Source organism: Kitasatospora sp. NPDC088391, assembly GCF_044753345.1.
GTDB lineage: Bacteria > Actinomycetota > Actinomycetes > Streptomycetales > Streptomycetaceae > Kitasatospora.
The window spans coordinates 122,063-139,045 of record NZ_JBIVNB010000006.1 but is presented as its reverse complement, the minus strand read 5'-3'; the positions used below and the strand labels follow the sequence as shown (position 1 = coordinate 139,045).

The window sequence follows — 16,983 nt, the reverse complement described above, 5'->3', positions numbered from 1 at the left end:
TCAGTGGACGGTCGGCGCGGGCGACAGGCCGGACAGGCCGCGGCCGGCCCGCCAGTCGTCCAGGATCCGCTTCTGCAGCGCGAACATCTCGCGCTCCTCGTCGGGCTCCTCGTGGTCGTAGCCGAGCACGTGCAGCACCCCGTGGACGGTGAGCAGCTGCAGCTCCTCGTCCATCGAGTGCTGCGTCGGGGCGGCCAGGCCCTGCTGCTTCGCGACCTCGGGGCAGAGCACGATGTCGCCGAGCAGGCCCTCCGGCAGGTCCTCGCCCTCCTTGCCGGGACGCAGCTCGTCCATCGGGAAGGACATCACGTCGGTCGGACCGGGCAGGTCCATCCACTGGACGTGCAGCTCCGCCATCGACTCGCTGTCGTAGAGGATCACGGAGAGCTCGGACTGCGGATGAATCCGCATCTGGTCGAGGGCGTAGCGGGCGACGTCGAGGATGGACTCCTCGTCGACGTCCCACCCGGACTCGTTGGCGATGTCGATCGACATGACGGGCTGGGTACTCAGCTTTCGGTGCGATGGGACTGCCGGGGCGCCCGGGCGCCCCGGCGTTGGACGGGTTTGCGGTCGCCGGACTCCTCGGACTCCTGCCGGGCGTCCCAGCGTTCGTACGCGTCGACGATCCGGCCGACCAGCTTGTGCCGGACCACGTCGGTGCTGGTCAGCACCGAGAAGTGGATGTCGGGCACGTCGGCCAGGATCTCCTGGACCACCTTGAGGCCGGACCGGGTGCCGTTCGGCAGGTCGATCTGGCTGGTGTCGCCGGTGACCACCACCCGGGAGTTGAAGCCGAGGCGGGTCAGGAACATCTTCATCTGCTCGGGCGAGGTGTTCTGCGCCTCGTCCAGGATGATGAAGGCGTCGTTCAGGGTGCGGCCGCGCATGTACGCCAGCGGGGCGACCTCGATGGTGCCCGCGGCCATCAGCCGCGGGATCGAGTCCGGGTCCATCATGTCGTGCAGCGCGTCGTACAGCGGGCGCAGGTACGGGTCGATCTTCTCGAACAGGGTGCCGGGCAGGAAGCCCAGCCGCTCCCCCGCCTCGACGGCCGGCCGGGTCAGGATGATCCGGTTGACCTCCTTGGCCTGCAGCGCCTGCACGGCCTTGGCCATCGCCAGGTAGGTCTTGCCGGTGCCGGCCGGGCCGAGGCCGAACACGATGGTGTGCTTGTCGATCGCGTCGACGTACCGCTGCTGGTTCAGCGTCTTGGGGCGGATCGTGCGGCCCCGGTTGGACAGGATGTTCGCCGTGAACACCTCGGACGGGACCGGGTGGGCCGGGTCCTCGGCGGCGTTCCTGAGCATGCCGATGGAACGCTCCACGGCGTCCTCCGTCAGGGGTTGGCCGGTGCGCAGCACCAGCATCATCTCGGTGAAGAGCTGCTTGACGAGCGCGACCTCGGCCGGAGAGCCGGTGGCCGTCACCTCGTTTCCGCGGACGTGGATGTCGGCGCCCGGGAAGCCGTCCTCGATCACTCGCAGGAGCGAGTCGGCCGCACCCAGCAGGGTGACCATCGGGTGCTTCTCCGGAATGGTGATCCGGGTGCTGGCGGGCGCCTCGTCCGGGCGCCGCTGTCCGTCGGTGCGGGTCTGCGGTGTGTCAGTCATGGGTCGGCGCTGCGGCCTGCCTCATCCCAATCCGTCGTGTCGTGTGGCTCGGGCTCTCCGGGTCACCAGGGTACGCCGCGCGGGTGTTCGCCGGAGCGGCGCGGCGGCTTCGATGGTGGGCGCTCCCGGCCCGATGCGCGAGCGGTTTTCCGCACGCCCGTGCGCGGGCGGCGGTCAACGGCGCGGCGGGACGGGGACCCTGGCCAGGTCCTCGGCGACCACGACCTCGCCGTCGAAGTACTTCTCCGCCTCCGCCCGGTGGCCCGCCAGGTCCGGGTAGCGCTGCGAGAAGTGGGTCAGCACCAGCCGCCGGACGCCCGCCTCGGCGGCCACCCGGGCGGCCTGCCCGGCCGTCAGGTGGCCGTGCTCCTCGGCGAGGTGCGCGTCCGCCTCCAGGAAGGTCGCCTCGATCGCCAACAGGTCGGCGCCGTCGGCGAGTTCGAGCACGCCCGGGCAGAGCCGGGTGTCCATCACGAACGCGAAGCGCTGCCCCGGCCGGGTCTCGCCGACCTCGGCGAGCGTGACCGTCCGCCCGTCCACCTCGATCCGGCCCTCGCGCTGCAGCCGGCCCACCGCCGGGCCGCGCACCCCGAGTTCGCGCAGCCGCTCCGGCCGCAGCCGGAAGCCGTCCGGCTCGGTCAGCCGGTAGCCGAACGACTCCACCGGGTGCGAGAGCCGGGCCGCCGCCAGCGCGAACGGCGCGCCGGGCGCGGCCAGCGGGCCGGGTCCGGCGATCGGCCGCTCCCGGATCTCGGCGCCCTCGTGGTAGGCGGAGGCGTACCGCAGCCGGTCGAAGAACACCTGCCCGGACGCCGGGTAGTAGGCGTCCACCGGGTGCGGGACCTTGTCCAGGTTGATCCGCTGCACCACGCCCGGCAGGCCCAGGCAGTGGTCCCCGTGGAAGTGCGAGACCGCGATCCGGGTGATCCCGGTGGCGCTCACCCCGGCGTGCAGCATCTGCCGCTGCGTGCCCTCCCCCGGGTCGAACAGCAGCCCCTCGCCGTCCCAGCGCAGCAGGTACCCGTTGTGGTTCCGGTGCCGGGTCGGCACCTGGCTGGCCGTGCCCAGGACGACGAGTTCACGCTGCGACAACGGTCAGACCAGCCCCTCGGTGAACGGCTCGCCGCCCAGCACGTGCACGTGCGCGTGGAACACCGTCTGCCCGGCCTCCGCGCCCGTGTTGAAGATCAGCCGGTACGCCGCCAGGCCCTCGGCGCGCGCCGCCTCCCCCGCCTCGACGAGCAGTTCGGCCGCGACGGCGGGCTCCGCGGCGGCCAGTTCGGCCGCGTTCGGGTAGTGCACCCGCGGGATGACCAGCAGGTGGGTGGGCGCCTGCGGGCTGATGTCGCGGAAGGCCAGCGTCCGCTCGCTCTTCCGGACCACCGTCGCCGGGATCTCCCCCGCCACGATCCTGCAGAACACACAGTCCGCCTGTGCCTCGCCGGCCATCTTCCGTGCTCCCTCCGCCCGAACGCCCGTCGCTGGTGGCACGACCCTACAGGGATCAGCGCACCGTGATCCGGTAGGTGTCGCGTTCGCCGTAGCTGCTCCTGGTGTCGCCGTCGCACCAGGCGCAGTTGACGACCGTCAGCCCGGTGGTGCCGCGGCCCCTGGACTTGAACACCAGGTACAGCTCGCCGCCGTCGCCCAGGTACTCCGGGTCGCCGGGGACCGCGTCCGCCCCCACGTAGGCCAGCACGCCCGGGTCCGCCAGCGGCCGCACGGGCCGGTGGTCCGTCCCCGGCACCACGCCCAGCCGCCAGTGCAGCGAGAACAGCTCCCCCGGCCGGACCTCGATCTCCGTCACGCCCTTCGGGAACACCCTGCCGTGCGCCAGCCGTCCCTCCTGGCGGACCGGGGCGGTCAGCAGCGGCAGCAGCACCAGGACCAGCAGGATCCGTCGCCCCCTCATCCGCGCCCGCTCGCCCGCCGGACGCCGAGCACCAGCGCGACGGCGTCGAGCCAGTCCGCCACCAGCTCCTCGGTGCCGAGGTCCCCGGGGGCGAGCACCGAGCGGGCCGCCTCCAGCCACTCCCGGGCCAGGGCGGCCGCGTCCGGCCCGGCCAGCGGCTCCGGCAGTTCGGCGGCCGCCCGGAGGCCCGCCGCGCGGACCAGCTCGGCCAGGTAGGCGACGGCGTGCGGCACCGCCCCGCACGCCTCGGCCCGGAGCGCGGCGGCCACCGCGCCCTCGCCGAACAGGCCGCGGCGGTGCGGGCCGGGCCGGGGCAGGCCGAAGCGCAGCAGGACGGGGACGTCCAGGGCCGCGAGTTCGGCGTCGGTCCGGTGCGGGCCGGGGGCGGTCGTCACGGTGCTCACTTCGGGAGGCGGACGCTGACGGCGGTGTTCATCCGGGGCGGGCCGGTCAGCGCGGAGTCCATCCGGTCGTGGACGAAGTCGTCCTCGTCGACCCAGGTGGTGTAACCCCACGGGTTGTAGACCTGGAGCTTGTCGCCGCTGTGCCCGATGATCATGAGTTGGTGTCCCTGGTCCTCGCCCCGGATGCTCACGGGGACGGGTCTGCCCTCGTCCACGGCCTTCTCCACCTCGACCAGGACGTCCCGCCGGGCGTTCCCGTCGTCGAGGGCGACGTTGCGGTAGTCGACCCCGGTCGGGGTGCCGACCTCCCGGTTCATCGCGTCGACCGACTCGCTGTTGGTCATGCCGCCGGGGTCGATGAGCGGCAGGTGGTGGTACCACTCGCGCCCGCCGTCGTAGACCCGGTTCTGCTCGGCCCGCAGCCGGTCGGCGAACGCCTTCGGATTGTCGTACTTCTGGTCGTCGGGGTGGCCGCCGGTGGTGAGCCCCAGGGCGTAGACCGGATCGGCGGCGACCCGGGCCATCACGGTCGAGGACGCCACGCAGGTGTGGGGGCCCTGGTCCCAGGTGACGCCCAGGTAGCCGACCGTCCGCCGGTGCTCCACGCCGGTCCGCGGGTCGGCGGAGTCCAGCCGCAGCGGCCGCAGGTGGTAGTCCAGCCAGGCCGGGGTGCGGTCGTGGATCTGCCGGCCGAAGGCGGCGAGTTCGTCCGCGCCGTGCCCGGCCGCCAGGGCCTTCGTCAGGTAGGCGCGCTCGGTGGGGGAGGCCGCCGCGGCGAGCAGGGCGGTGGTCCGGTCCCGGTCGGCGGGGGTCATCCGGTCCAGGGAGCGGCCGGCCCGTTCGGCGCCGTCGGCGCCGAGGATGCGGTTGCGGTCGCCGATCGCGGCGGGGTCGGTGAGGACGATCCGGTCGGCGGCGCCCAGGCTGCCGCCGCTCATCCGGGCGGCCTCGGCCTGGGCGGCGAGCCGGTTGAGTTCGGCGGCGGCCCGGTGGCCGGCCTCCTCGGCGCGGACGGCGGCGTTCAGCATCAGACCGACGGCGTACCTTGCCTCGGCCTGGGCCTCGTGCATCGTGTCGTCGTCCCACGCGAGCGGGTCGGGCAGGCCGCCCCAGCCGGTGATCCGGTCCAGCAGGTCGGCGGCGTGCTGGAGCGGGCCGCCGGCGCGGGCGTGGGTGGCCTGGGCCTCGGCCAGGGTGTCGCAGAGGTCGGCGAGCACCCGGGCGGCCCGGGTGTGGGCCTCGGTGGTCCGGGTCAGGTCGTGGGCGGTGGCGGTGACGGCCTCGGCGGCCCGCTCGCCGACCCGGCCGGTCCAGGCGGACGGGAGGCTGCCGCGGGCGACGCCGGCCACCTCGGCCTGGACCCGGTCGACCTGGCCGGCGGCCCAGCCGAAGTCCTCGGCGAGCGAGCCGATCGTGCCGGGGACGCCGCTCGGCCCGGGCTGCCGGATCGCCGCGCGGACGGCGCGGCGCAGCTCCCCCGCGCCCCACATCCCGTGCGCGCTCTCGACGGTGCGGTCGAGCGCCTCGACCCGTTCGCGCTGTGTCGACATACTGCTGACTCCCCTTCAGCCGGCTCGGGCCGTCCCCGGGACGCGGTTCAGCCCGGCCGGCCGCCGACCGCGGCGGCCACCGCCGCGTCGGTGTCCCGGTAGTTGGCGGCGCTCTGCCGGACCTTCCCGGCGAGTTCGCGCAGCGCCTCGATGTCGAGCCGGCGCTCGTCCTGCCAGTGCGCGAAGAACCCGGCGGCCGCCTCGGCGACGCCGTAGTCGCCGAAGAAGTCCCGGTCGAAGTGCGGCGGTTCGCGGAACCGCCCGGCCACCGCCTCCAGGTCCTCCCCGGCCCGGTCGAGCCGCTTCGCGCACTCCTCCAGGGCGTCGTGGTCCACGTCGAAGTCCGGTGCTGCCAACGTTCCCCCCGCCGTCGCTCGGTCACTGCGGGCACCCTAGCGGTGACGAGACGCAGTCAACAGGGGGTGCGGAGAACCGGCCCTCTTGACAGCGGCCGGTCCTCCGGTGGCGAACGGTTCCCGGCGCCGGGTCAGTCGAGCGGCGGCGGGGTCTTGGCGGGGGTGCGCTCCAGTGACTCCAGGGCGAGCCGGACGGCGGTCTCCAGCTGCGGGTCGCGGCCGGCCGCCCAGTCGTGCGGCGGGATCGGCACCTCGACGTCGGGGTCGACGCCGTGGTTCTCCACGCCCCAGCCGTAGCCCTCCAGCCAGAACGCGTACTTGGGCTGGGTGACGGCGGTGCCGTCGACCAGCGCGTACTTGCTGTCGATGCCGATGACCCCGCCCCAGGTCCGGGTGCCGACGACCGGGCCGATGCCGAGGGCCTGGACGGCGGCGTTGACGATGTCGCCGTCGGAGCCGGAGGCCTCGTTGGCGAGCGCGACCACGGGGCCGCGCGGGGCGTCGCCGGGGTAGGGCTCGGGGTTGGCGAGGTCGCGGCCGCGGTCCCAGCCGACGATCCGGCGCGACAGCTTCTCGATGATCAGCTGCGAGGTGTGGCCGCCGCGGTTCTCCCGCAGGTCGACCAGCAGGCCCTCGTGCGCCATCTCCACCCGCAGGTCGCGGTGGATCTGCGCCCAGCCGGCGCTCTGCATGTCGGGGACGTGCAGGTAGCCGAGCCGGCCGCCGGACAGTTCGCGGACGGCGGCCCGCCGCCCGGCCACCCAGTCGTGGTAGCGCAGCGCCTCCTCGTCGTCGAGCGGGACGACCACGGGGTGGCGCTCGCCGCCGTCCCGGCCGGCGACGGTGAGTTCGACGGGCTGGTCGGCGGTCCCGGCCAGCAGCGGGGCGGGGCCGGTGACGGGGTCGACGGGGCGGCCGTTGACGGCGAGGATCGCGTCGCCGGGGCGGATCGCCACGCCGGGCGCGGCCAGCGGGGAGCGGGCCCGCGGGTCGGAGGACTCGCCGGGCAGCACCCGGGCCACCCGCCACACCTCGCCGTCCCGGACCAGGTCGGCGCCGAGCAGGCCCTGCCGGCGGGCCGCGTCGGTGCCGCGGCCGGGCGGGACGACGTAGGCGTGCGAGGTGCCGAGCTCGCCGACCGTCTCCCAGAGCAGGTCGACCAGGTCGGAGTGGCTGCCGAGCCGCTCGACCAGCGGCCGGTAGCGGTCCAGCACGCCCGCCCAGTCGACGCCGCCGAGGTCGGCGCGCCAGAAGTTGTCGCGCATCAGGCGGCCGTTCTCGTCGAACATCTGCCGCCACTCGGCGGCCGGGTCGACGGTGACCCGGACCCGGTCCAGGTCGACGTCGGTGACCTCCTCCTCGCCGGCCCGCTGCTCGGACGGCACGATCCGCAGGGCGCCGCCGTCCAGCACGGCCAGCCGGGTGCCGTCGCCGGAGACGTGGAAGCCGTCGACGCCGGAGAGCAGTTCCTCCACCCGGCGCTTGCGCAGGTCGTAGCGCTCCAGCCCGGTGCGGGCCGGCTCGTCGTCCAACGAGGCGGCGGTGTCGCCGAGTTCGCCGGAGAACGGGAGCCTGGTCCACAGCACGCCGTCCTTGGCGGCGCGCAGTTCGCCGAACCGGCCGGCCTCGACCGGGAACGGCACGATCCGGTCGGCCAGGCCCTCCAGGTCGACCCGGGTGGTGGGTGCGGACTCGCCCTTGTCGCCGTCCTTGGCCTCGTCCTCCTCGCCGCCGGCCGGCCGCCCGGCCCGCTGCGGGCCGAACGGCGACGGGGTGTCGGCGGCCAGCGTCAGCAGGAACGGGCGGGTGCCGCCGGGGAAGGACAGGTCGAAGGCGTGCTGGTCGTACACCGGGTCGAAGGTGCGGACCGACAGGAAGGCCAGGTGCCGGCCGTCGGCGGTGAAGGCCGGCGAGTAGTCGTGGAAGCGCTGCGGGGTGGCGTCACTGACGGTCCGTGAGGTCAGGTCGGCGAGCTTGATCTGGCGCAGCGACCAGGGGCCGAACACCGGGTGCGACCAGGCCAGCCAGGCCGAGTCGGGGCTGAACACCAGCCCGGAGACCTCGCCGTCGCCGCTGTGCGCCAGCTCGTTGACCGCGCCGTCGCTGAGCGCGACCAGCAGCACCCGGCCGTCGTGCGAGGCCACCGCGAGCTGCCGGCCGTCCGGGGAGACCACCAGTTCGCGGACCCGGCCGAGCTGCCCGGCGGCGAGGCGGCGGCGCTCGGCGCCGAGCACCGCGGGGGCGTACTCGATGGCGTCGTCGCCCGCCGCGTCGGTCACCCAGACCGCGCCCTGCGCGCCGTCCTCGCCGGGCACCACCCGGACCGTCCGGCCGCGCGCCCCGGGCGTCTCGTCGAGCACCCGGGCCGGGCCCTCCCGGTGGGTGACCCAGTGCACGGTGCCGCGCACCACCACGGCGGCGGCCCGGCCGGTGCGGTCGGCGACGGCGGTCTCGACCTGCCCGGCGGCGGGCGTCGGGTACGGCTGGCGGCCGGTGCGCGGGCCGGCCGGGGCGACGTCGAGGCGGCGCGGCTCGGCCCCGTCCAGGTCGTCCAGCAGCCACAGTCCGCCGGTGCTCTGCCAGACCACCCGGGTGCCGTCGGTGGACGCCTGCCGGGCGTAGAAGGCGGTGTCGGCCGGGCCGTGCGCCCGCAGGTCGGAGCCGTCGGGGAGGCTGGACCAGAGCCGGCCGACGCCCTCGTGGTCGGACAGGAACGCGACCCGGTCGCCGACCCACATCGGGCACTCCAACTGCCCGTCCAGTTCGGCGTGCAGGCGCTCGAACCCGGCGGCGCCGATCCACAGCTTCCCGGCCCGGCCGCCGCGGTAGCGCTTCCAGTGCGCGGCGTCCCGGCCCGCCGTCCCGAGCAGCACCCGGCCGCCGGTCGCGCCCTCCGGCACCGGCTCGAAGGCCAGCGAGCCGATCGGGCCGTACGGCAGCCTGGTCGGCTCGCCGCCGTCCAGCGGCACCGCGAACGCCCAGGTCCGGCGGGTGGTGGCCTGGCCGGCGGCGGTCACCGCGACCGGTCGGCCGTCCGCGGTCCAGCCCGCCACCGCCGTGTACGGGCTGCCCCAGTACGTCAGCCGCCGGGCCGGACCGCCCTCGACCGGGGCGACGTGCACCTCGGGCGCGCCGTCCCGGGTCGAGGTCCAGGCCAGCGTCCGCCCGTCCGGCGCGAAGCGCAGCGACCCGACCGGCGCCCGGTCGGCCGTCAGCCGCCAGGCCCGGCCGCCGTCCAGCGGTGCCAGCCAGACGTCGTCCTCGGCGGCGAAGGCCACGAGGTCGCCGTGCAGATGGGGGTGGCGCAGATAGCCGCGCGTCGAGTCCGTCATCCTGCCACCCTAGGCGGCGGAACCGGCGCGCTGCCGGGGATTCCGGACGGACGGGACGCGTGCCGCGCGGGACGCCGTCGTTCAGCCCCAGCGGCCGGTGCGGCCGAGCAGCAGCGCGGTCGCGGCGACGCCCGCCGTGGAGGTCCGCAGCACCGAGCTGCCGAGGCGGTGCGGGGCGGCCCCGGCCTCGGCGAAGGCCGCGATCTCCTCCGGGGAGACGCCGCCCTCGGGGCCGACCACCAGCACGATGCCGCCCGCGGCGGGCAGTTCGGCGCCGGCCAGCGGCCGGGCGCCCTCCTCGTGCAGGACGGCGGCGAACTCCGCGGCGGCCAGCAGCGGCAGCAGTTGACGGGTCGTCACGAGGTCGTGGACCTCGGGGAAGCGCAGCCGCCGGGACTGCTTGCCGGCCTCCCGCGCGGTGGACCGCCACTTGGCGAGCGCCTTGGCACCGCGTTCGCCCTTCCACTGGGTGATGCAGCGGGACGCCGCCCAGGGCACGATCGCGTCGACGCCGGCCTCGGTCATCGTCTCGACCGCGAGTTCGCCCCGGTCGCCCTTGGGCAGGGCCTGCACCACGGTGATCCGCGGCACCGGCGCGGGCTCCTCCCGGACGGCGGTGACCAGCACGTCCAGCGCGTCCTTGCCGTGCACGGCGGCGACGGTGCCGTCCGCGCCCCGGCCCCGGCCGTCGGCGAGGGTGACGGCCTCGCCGGGCTCCAGGCGCTTGACGGCGGCGGCGTGCCGCCCCTCGGGGCCGTCGAGGCGGACGGTGGCGCCGGGGGCGGCGCCCGCCAGGTCCTCGACGACGAACACCGGTGCGGTCATCGGTACGGCAACCCTCTCGACGGGGGCGCGGCGGGGCTCCGGCGGGCAGCGGCCGGGCCCGCCGCGGCGGGGAACGGGCGGGGGCCGGGGGCGGCGGGACGTGTCGCCCCGCCGCCCCCGGCCCCGGGACGGGCGTCAGCGCCCGTTGAAGGCGTCCTTCAGCCGGGAGAACAGCCCCTGCTGGCCGGGCGCGAACTGCCCGGACGGCCGCTCCTCGCCGCGCAGCACGGCGAGCCGCCGCAGCAGCTCCTCCTGCTCGGGGTCGAGCTTGGTGGGCGTCTGCACCTCGACGTGCACTATCAGGTCGCCCCGGCCGCCGCCGCGCAGGTGCGTGATGCCGCGGCCGTGCAGCGGGATCGACTGGCCGGACTGGGTGCCGGGCCGGATGTCGACCTCCTCCAGGCCGTCCAGGGTCTGCAGCGGCACCTGGGTGCCGAGCGACGCGGCGGTCATCGGGATGGTGACGGTGCAGTGCAGGTCGTCGCCGCGCCGCTGGAAGGTCGGGTGGCTGCTCTCGGCGATCTCCACGTACAGGTCGCCGGCGGGGCCGCCGCCGGGGCCGACCTCGCCCTCGCCCGCCAGCTGGATCCGGGTGCCGTTGTCGACACCGGCCGGGATCTTGACCGTCAGGGTGCGGCGGGCCCGGACCCGGCCGTCGCCGGCGCACTCCGGGCACGGGGTCGGCACGACGGTGCCGAAGCCCTGGCACTGCGGGCAGGGCCGGGAGGTCATGACCTGGCCCAGGAAGGACCGGGTGACCTGGGAGACCTCGCCCTTGCCGCGACACATGTCACAGGTCTGCGCGGAGGTGCCGGGGGCCGCGCCCTCGCCGCTGCAGGTGGTGCAGGTGACGGCGGTGTCGACCTGGAGTTCCTTGGTGGTGCCGAACGCGGCCTCCTCCAGGGTGATCTCCAGCCGGATCATGGCGTCCTGGCCGCGGCGGGTGCGCGAACGCGGGCCGCGCTGGCCGGTCGCGGCGCCGAAGAAGGCGTCCATGATGTCGGAGAAGCCGAACCCGGCCGCGCCCGCGCCGAACCCGCCCGCCCCGCCGCCGGGCGACAGCGGGTCGCCGCCGAGGTCGTAGACCTGACGCTTCTGCGGATCGGAGAGCACCTCGTAGGCGGCGTTGATCTCCTTGAACCGCTCCTGCGTCTTCGGGTCCGGGTTGACGTCCGGGTGCAGTTCACGGGCAAGGCGTCGGAACGCCTTCTTGATCTCGTCCTGCCCCGCGTCGCGTCGGACGCCGAGTACCGCGTAGTAGTCCGTGGCCACCAAATGCTCCGGTTTGTTCCGCCTCTAGAAGTGCTCTGCGATGACGCTGCGTGAGTGTCCCACACAGACCGTGCCGTCCTGAGCAGCTATGACTCGGCCAGGATCTGGCCGACGTACCGTGCCACCGCGCGCACCGCCCCCATTGTGCCCGGGTAATCCATCCTGGTCGGACCGATCACTCCCAGCTTTGCCACGCTCTGGTCGCCCGAACCGTAACCGACCGAGACCACCGACGTGGAATTCAGCCCCTCGTAGGCGATCTCGTGCCCGATCCGGACCGTCATCGCCGAGTCCGCCGTCTCACCCAGCAGGCGCAGCAGCACCACCTGCTCCTCCAGTGCCTCCAGCACCGGACGGATGGTCAGCGGGAAGTCGTGACCGAAACGGGTCAGGTTGGCGGTGCCCGCCAGCATGATCCGCTCCTCGTTCTGTTCGGCCAGCGCCTCGAACAGCACGTTCAGCACGGTGCCGACGACCGCCCGCTCGGCCGGCTCGAAACCGGCCGGCAGGTCCTCCAGGACGGTCGGCACCTCGGGCAGCCGGCAGCCGCCCGCCATGCCGTTCAGCCTGGCCCGCAGGTCTCCCAGCAGGGCCTCGCCGACCTGGCCCGGGCAGTCGACCATCCGCTGCTCGACCCGGCCGGTGTTGGTGATCAGCACCAGCATCAGCTTGGTCGGGGTGAGCGACACCAGTTCGATGTGCCGGACCGTGGAGCGGGTCAGCGACGGGTACTGGACCACCGCGACCTGCCGGGTCAGCTGCGCGAGCAGCCGCACCGTGCGGGCCACCACGTCGTCCAGGTCGACCGCGCCCTCCAGGAAGTGCCGGATCGCCCGGCGCTCCGGCGGCGTCATCGGCTTGACCTCGGCGAGGCGGTCGACGAACAGCCGGTAGCCCTTGTCGGTGGGGATCCGGCCCGCGCTGGTGTGCGGCTGGTGGATGTACCCCTCCTCCTCCAGCGCGGACATGTCGTTGCGGACGGTGGCCGGGGAGACGCCCAGGTTGTGCCGCTCCACCAGCGCCTTGGAACCGACCGGCTCCTCGGTGCCCACGTAGTCCTGGACGATCGCGCGGAGCACCGCCAGTCGCCGCTCGTCCAGCGGACGCACGGACGGGCGGGTCTCGATCAGGCGGCCGTCGGGCTTGCCGTCGGGCTTGCCGTCGTCCGGCATGGTCGGCACCTCCGTCGTCGTCCGTCGGTCTGGTCGGTCCGGTCGCCGGGTGCTCACCGCCCCCGCCTGGCACTCAACTGGGCAGAGTGCCAGAACCTTACGTGCCAGTGTACGGCCCGGGCCTGACGGCAGGAACGGTCCGCCCGCGTGATCCTCGTCCGAAAACCGTCCCCCGCTCCGCGCGTGTCGGATTCCCCCCGGATTCCCCCCGTTTCGCATGGTGCCCGCGGCCCCGCCCGGTGGCAGCATCGAAGGCGAGCGGGGCGGCGTCGGCGCGGCCCCGCCAGGCAGAGGAGGAGCAGCCATGGCTGCGGCACAGCACTCCCGGTTCGCCCCCGATCGCGGACTGACCGGCCGGATGGTCCTGACCATGTTCCTGATCGGCCTGGTCTACGTGGGCTTCACCGGCCTGCTGATCGTGCTGCTGCGCGGCGCCTGGCCGCTGGTGGTGCTGATCTCCGGCGGCCTGTTCGTCGCTCAGTTCTGGTTCTCCGACAAGATCACCGAACGGGCGATGGGCGCCCACCGGGTCACCCCCGAGCAGTACCCCGAACTGCACGGCGCCGTCGACCGACTGTGCGCGCTCGCCGACATGCCCAAGCCCCGGGTCGCGGTCGCCGACAACGACATGCCGAACGCCTTCGCCACCGGCCGCAACCCGCAGAACGCGGTGATCTGCGTGACCACCGGCCTGCTCCGCCGGCTGGAGCCGGAGGAGCTGGAGGGCGTCCTCGCGCACGAGCTGTCGCACGTCGCGCACCGGGACGTCGCGGTGATGACGGTGGCCGGCTTCCTCGGCGTGCTGGCCGGCGCGATCACCAGGATCGCGATGTACGGCGGCATGATGGGCGGCAACAACCGCAACAGCAACGACCAGAACGCGGCGATCGCGATGATCCTGATCCCGCTGGTGTCGATGGTGGTGTACGCGATCAGCTTCCTGCTCACCCGGCTGCTGTCCCGCTACCGCGAACTCGCCGCCGACCGGGCCGCCGCCCAGCTGACCGGCCGCCCCTCCGCGCTGGCCTCGGCGCTCACCAAGGTCACCGGGCAGATCGGCGCCATCCCGACCAAGGACCTGCGGCAGGCCCAGCCCTACAACGCCTTCTACTTCGCGCCCGCGCTGAGCGCCCGGGAGGCCGCCGGCCAGCTGTTCTCCACCCACCCGTCGCTGGAGCAGCGGCTGGCGCAGCTGGCCAAGATCTCCGGCGAACTCGGACAGTGACCGCCGCCTCTCCGCCCTCCCTTCGACTTCCCTCCGCCTTCCCTCCAACGATCCGTGAGGAGCCTTGCCCCGTGGGATTCCTGGACGCGCTGTTCGGCCGGACCAAGCCGGTGAAGCCCGACCTCGACCAGCTGTTCGGCGTCCCCTCGGCGGCGCTGACCCTGCAGGCCGCCGCCGGGTTCACCCCGACCGGGCTCGGCTCGGTCTGCTTCGCCGCCGTCGAGGGCGGCGCCTTCGCCGAAGTGCAGGCCCAGGTCCGGGCCCTGCTGGACGCCGACACCGACCGCGGCGGCACCCCCGTGGAGGCGTCCCGGGACGGGTACGGGTACTCCTGGCTGCTGGCCCGGCACACCCCCGACGAACTGCCCGACCTGGTGAACGACCTGCACGCCGTCAACAGCGAGCTGGAGGCCAACGGCTTCGGCCCGCAACTGCTCTGCTCCCTGGTCGGCTTCCGCGACACCGGCGGCCGGGCACTCGCCCTGGTGTACCTGTACAAGCGCGGCACCTTCTACCCCTTCGCCCCGGTGCCGGGCGGCGGCGAGAAGCGCGACAACGCCCTGGAGCTCCAGGTCAAAGCCATGCTCGGCAACGACCTCCGGATCGAACCCGACCTCTCCCGCTGGTTCCCGGTCTGGGGCGCCCCGGGCCTCGCCTGAACCCGCGCGCCTCTCCTCCGCCCACACCTCCTCCCTCCGGCACCCGCCCTTCACCTCCCCGTCCCCTCTACCGGCCCCGCCTTCGCTGTCCTCCCATCCCCTTGCCCCGCTCCGGGTCCCGCCCCTGCTCCCGCCTCCCTCTCCTCCCTGCATCCGTTCTCCTCCTCCCGGCCTTCGCTCTCCTTCCCCACACGCTTGCCCTTCTCCGGCCTCCCCCTCCTCCTCCCCGCCCCGCGGGTTATTCGCTGGTGGCCGCAGGGGCGCGCGTCTAGGGTGGCCGGTCGTGATCGACTGGAGCGCGCTGCCCGACCGTGACCCGTCCGACGCCGAGCTGGCCTCCGTCGTCGCGGCGCTGCGCTCGCCCGACCCGGTGGAGCGCGACGAGCACGCGTACCCGCGGCTGGCCGGCTGGGTGCCCGGTCTCCCGGAGGGGCGCCGGCTGGCGCTCGGCGACGTGATGGCGGGGCGGTTCGCCGACCCGGAGGTCCAGGCCCGGACCTTCGCCCCGCTGGTGCTGGCCCGTCTCGTCGCGGCCGGCACCCTGCGGCCCGGGTGGGTCGACGCGTTCGCCCGCTGGTACCCCGCCGAGGCCGACCTGCGCGGCCACCATCCCGAGCTGGGCTGGCTGCACGCCGTCGCGCACGGCGCCGATCTGCTGGCCGCGTTCGGGCAGCACCCGGCCGTCGCCCCGGAGCCGCTGCTGTCCCTGGGCGCGGCCCGCCTGCTCGCCCCGACCGGCCACGTCCTGGACGCGATGGAGGACGACCGCCTCGGTTTCGCCCTGGCGCTGACCCTGACCCGCCCGGAGCTGACCGAGGACGCGGCGGTCGGCTGGCTGGACGCGGTCGCCGAGGTGTTCGCCGCCGGGGAGCCCGGGCCGATGCCCGCCGAGGTCTCGAACACGCTGCGCACCCTGCGGGTGGTGCACCTGCTGGCGGTGCGCGGGGTGCGCCCGAAGTGGGGCGGGGACGAGGTGCGGGTGCTGCCGCACGGCGCGGCGGTCGGCGGACGGATCGCCGAGGTGCTCTCCACGGCCGCCCCCTACCTGGGCTGACGGGGCGTCGTCTGCCGTCCTGTCAGCCGCCGGGCCCCGTCGGGTGCGGGGGCGGCCGCGGCGGTTTCGTAGACTGCCACCCATGCGGAGCAGGGAGTACGGACCGGATCTGACCCCGCCGTGGAAGCGGCAGCAGCCCGCCCCCGAGGTCGCGGCGGAGCGCGACCTGGTGGTGGAGGAGGCGGCGACCGGCTTCTGCGGGGCGGTGGTGCGCTGTGAGCGGACCGCCGAAGGCTTCACCGTGACGCTGGAGGACCGGTTCGGCAAGCACCGGGTGTTCCCGCTGGTGCCGCGCGGCTTCCTGCTGGAGGGCCGGGTGGTGACGCTGGTCCGGCCGACCGGTCCGGCCCCGGCGCGCGGGCCCGGGCTGACCGCCTCCGGGTCGGTTGCGGTGCCGGGGGCGCGGGCCCGGGTGGCCCGCGAGTCGCGGATCTACGTCGAGGGGCGGCACGACGCCGAACTGGTCGAGCGGGTCTGGGGCGACGACCTGCGGATCGAGGGCGTGGTGGTGGAGTACCTGGAGGGCGTGGACGACCTGCCCGCGATCGTCGCCGACTTCGCCCCCGGTCCGGGCCGTCGGCTCGGCGTGCTGGTCGACCACCTGCTGCCCGGCACCAAGGAGCACCGGATCGCCGGGCGGGTGACCGGCGAGCACGTGCTGGTCGTCGGCCACCCGTACGTCGACGTCTGGCAGGCCGTCAAGCCCGCCGGGCTGGGCTTCGCCGCCTGGCCCGAGGTGCCGCGCGGCGAGGTGTGGAAGGAGGGCGTCTGCCGCCGCCTGGGCTGGCCGGTGGACACTCCCGCCGCCTGGAAGCGCATCCTCGCCTCGGTCGACGGCTGGAAGGACCTGGAGCCGGAACTGCTCGGCCGGGTCGAGGAGTTGATCGACTTCGTCACCCAGCCGGGCGGCTCCTGACGGTCGCCCGGCCCTGACCCGCGGTCGGTGCCGCAGCCGGCGCCGGTGCCGGTGCTGCCGCCGCCCTGCCGGGCTGGGGCGGGCCGGGGCGGGGCAGGTCCTTCTGGGCGGGGAGGCGTTCGGCGCCGAGCTTGCGGCGGGCCCGGTGCAGCCGGGCCCGGACCGTGGCCTGCGAGACGCCCAGCGCCCGGGCGGCCTCGGCGTGGGTCAGGTCGCGGGTCACCAGCAGGTCGAGCACCGCGCGCAGCGGGGCGCTCAGACCGGCCTGCCGCTCGGCGAGGTCGCGGACGGCGAACTGGGCGTCCATCCGCTCCTCCAGGGCGAGGATGCCCTCCTCGCCGAGCGGCCGGCGGCCCTGCAACCGGCCCAGTGCGCGGCGCTCCCGGTCGTCGCCGCGGTGCTGCCCGGCGATCACGTACCGGGCGATGCCGTGCAGCCAGCCGATCGCCGGGCCGCGCCCGGGGCGGTAGCCGTCGGCGGCCTCCAGGGCGGCGACGAAGACGTCCGCGGTGAGGTCGGCCGCCCGGTGCGGGTCGCCGACCCGGCGGGTGACGAAGTCGAGGACGGCGTCGACGTGCTGGTGGTAGAAGGCGCCGAAGCCGTCCGGGGTGGTCAGGTCCGACGGACGGCCGTCGGTGCGCGCGGCGCGGCGCTCGGGCCGGCAGGTGTGCATGCGCCCTCCTCGGTCGGGGA

General features: G+C 74.8%; 17 protein-coding genes. 4 read left to right on the top strand and 13 right to left on the bottom strand.

The window, feature by feature from the left end; translation table 11 throughout:
- The 12 genes from ybeY to hrcA all read right to left on the bottom strand — a co-directional run bounded on the left by ybeY (position 1) and on the right by hrcA (position 12,436).
- Positions 1–495, bottom strand: coding sequence for an rRNA maturation RNase YbeY (gene ybeY, locus ACIQBJ_RS19865; RefSeq protein ID WP_400711739.1), 495 nt, complete (start codon positions 493–495; stop codon positions 1–3).
- A gap of 14 nt (positions 496–509) precedes the next feature.
- Positions 510–1,613 carry a PhoH family protein gene (locus ACIQBJ_RS19860; RefSeq protein WP_400711736.1) on the bottom strand — a complete coding sequence of 368 codons (1,104 nt, stop codon included), beginning with the start codon at positions 1,611–1,613 and terminating at the stop codon, positions 510–512.
- Positions 1,614–1,787: 174 nt separating this feature from the next.
- Positions 1,788–2,705 carry a ribonuclease Z gene (locus ACIQBJ_RS19855; protein ID WP_400711733.1) on the bottom strand — a complete coding sequence of 306 codons (918 nt, stop codon included), beginning with the start codon at positions 2,703–2,705 and terminating at the stop codon, positions 1,788–1,790.
- 3 nt (positions 2,706–2,708) lie between these two features.
- The gene (locus tag ACIQBJ_RS19850; protein WP_400711730.1) at positions 2,709–3,062 is read right to left on the bottom strand and encodes a histidine triad nucleotide-binding protein; all 354 of its coding nucleotides are present in this window, start codon (positions 3,060–3,062) and stop codon (positions 2,709–2,711) included.
- A 55-nt stretch (positions 3,063–3,117) separates the two neighbouring features.
- Positions 3,118–3,525 (bottom strand): hypothetical protein, encoded by a 408-nt coding sequence (locus tag ACIQBJ_RS19845; protein ID WP_400711727.1) that lies wholly within the window; start codon positions 3,523–3,525, stop codon positions 3,118–3,120.
- Complete coding sequence (locus tag ACIQBJ_RS19840; protein WP_400711724.1) at positions 3,522–3,929, bottom strand: hypothetical protein; 408 nt, start codon at positions 3,927–3,929, stop codon at positions 3,522–3,524. Before ACIQBJ_RS19840 ends, ACIQBJ_RS19845 begins: the two co-directional genes overlap by 4 nt.
- A complete protein-coding gene (locus tag ACIQBJ_RS19835; RefSeq protein ID WP_400711721.1) occupies positions 3,926–5,479 on the bottom strand; it encodes a hypothetical protein in 1,554 nt (517 codons plus the stop codon). The genes ACIQBJ_RS19840 and ACIQBJ_RS19835 overlap by 4 nt, the downstream gene beginning before the upstream one ends.
- A gap of 47 nt (positions 5,480–5,526) precedes the next feature.
- The gene (locus ACIQBJ_RS19830; RefSeq protein WP_400711718.1) at positions 5,527–5,835 is read right to left on the bottom strand and encodes a cobalamin biosynthesis protein; all 309 of its coding nucleotides are present in this window, start codon (positions 5,833–5,835) and stop codon (positions 5,527–5,529) included.
- 131 nt (positions 5,836–5,966) lie between these two features.
- Positions 5,967–9,167, bottom strand: a complete 3,201-nt coding sequence (locus ACIQBJ_RS19825; RefSeq protein WP_400711715.1) for a PDZ domain-containing protein — start codon at positions 9,165–9,167, stop codon at positions 5,967–5,969.
- An 81-nt stretch (positions 9,168–9,248) separates the two neighbouring features.
- A complete protein-coding gene (locus tag ACIQBJ_RS19820; protein ID WP_400711713.1) occupies positions 9,249–9,992 on the bottom strand; it encodes a 16S rRNA (uracil(1498)-N(3))-methyltransferase in 744 nt (247 codons plus the stop codon).
- Positions 9,993–10,127: 135 nt separating this feature from the next.
- A complete protein-coding gene (gene dnaJ / locus ACIQBJ_RS19815; RefSeq protein ID WP_400711710.1) occupies positions 10,128–11,264 on the bottom strand; it encodes a molecular chaperone DnaJ in 1,137 nt (378 codons plus the stop codon).
- Positions 11,265–11,350: 86 nt separating this feature from the next.
- Complete coding sequence (gene hrcA, locus ACIQBJ_RS19810) at positions 11,351–12,436, bottom strand: heat-inducible transcriptional repressor HrcA (protein WP_400711707.1); 1,086 nt, start codon at positions 12,434–12,436, stop codon at positions 11,351–11,353.
- A gap of 304 nt (positions 12,437–12,740) precedes the next feature.
- Between hrcA and htpX the strand changes: the two genes are divergently transcribed.
- The 4 genes from htpX to ACIQBJ_RS19790 all read left to right on the top strand — a co-directional run bounded on the left by htpX (position 12,741) and on the right by ACIQBJ_RS19790 (position 16,290).
- The gene (gene htpX / locus ACIQBJ_RS19805) at positions 12,741–13,661 is read left to right on the top strand and encodes a zinc metalloprotease HtpX (protein WP_400711704.1); all 921 of its coding nucleotides are present in this window, start codon (positions 12,741–12,743) and stop codon (positions 13,659–13,661) included.
- Positions 13,662–13,732: 71 nt separating this feature from the next.
- A complete protein-coding gene (locus ACIQBJ_RS19800) occupies positions 13,733–14,320 on the top strand; it encodes a hypothetical protein (protein ID WP_400711701.1) in 588 nt (195 codons plus the stop codon).
- Between the two features lie 283 nt (positions 14,321–14,603).
- Positions 14,604–15,374 carry a DUF2785 domain-containing protein gene (locus tag ACIQBJ_RS19795; RefSeq protein WP_400711698.1) on the top strand — a complete coding sequence of 257 codons (771 nt, stop codon included), beginning with the start codon at positions 14,604–14,606 and terminating at the stop codon, positions 15,372–15,374.
- A gap of 82 nt (positions 15,375–15,456) precedes the next feature.
- Positions 15,457–16,290: a DUF3097 domain-containing protein gene (locus tag ACIQBJ_RS19790; protein WP_400711695.1), complete on the top strand. Its 834-nt coding sequence runs from the start codon at positions 15,457–15,459 to the stop codon at positions 16,288–16,290.
- On the opposite strand, the gene ACIQBJ_RS19785 is transcribed toward ACIQBJ_RS19790, so the two are convergent.
- Positions 16,268–16,963: an RNA polymerase sigma factor gene (locus ACIQBJ_RS19785; protein ID WP_400711692.1), complete on the bottom strand. Its 696-nt coding sequence runs from the start codon at positions 16,961–16,963 to the stop codon at positions 16,268–16,270. The two genes, ACIQBJ_RS19790 and ACIQBJ_RS19785, sit on opposite strands and share 23 nt — an antisense overlap.
- Positions 16,964–16,983 lie beyond the last annotated feature (20 nt).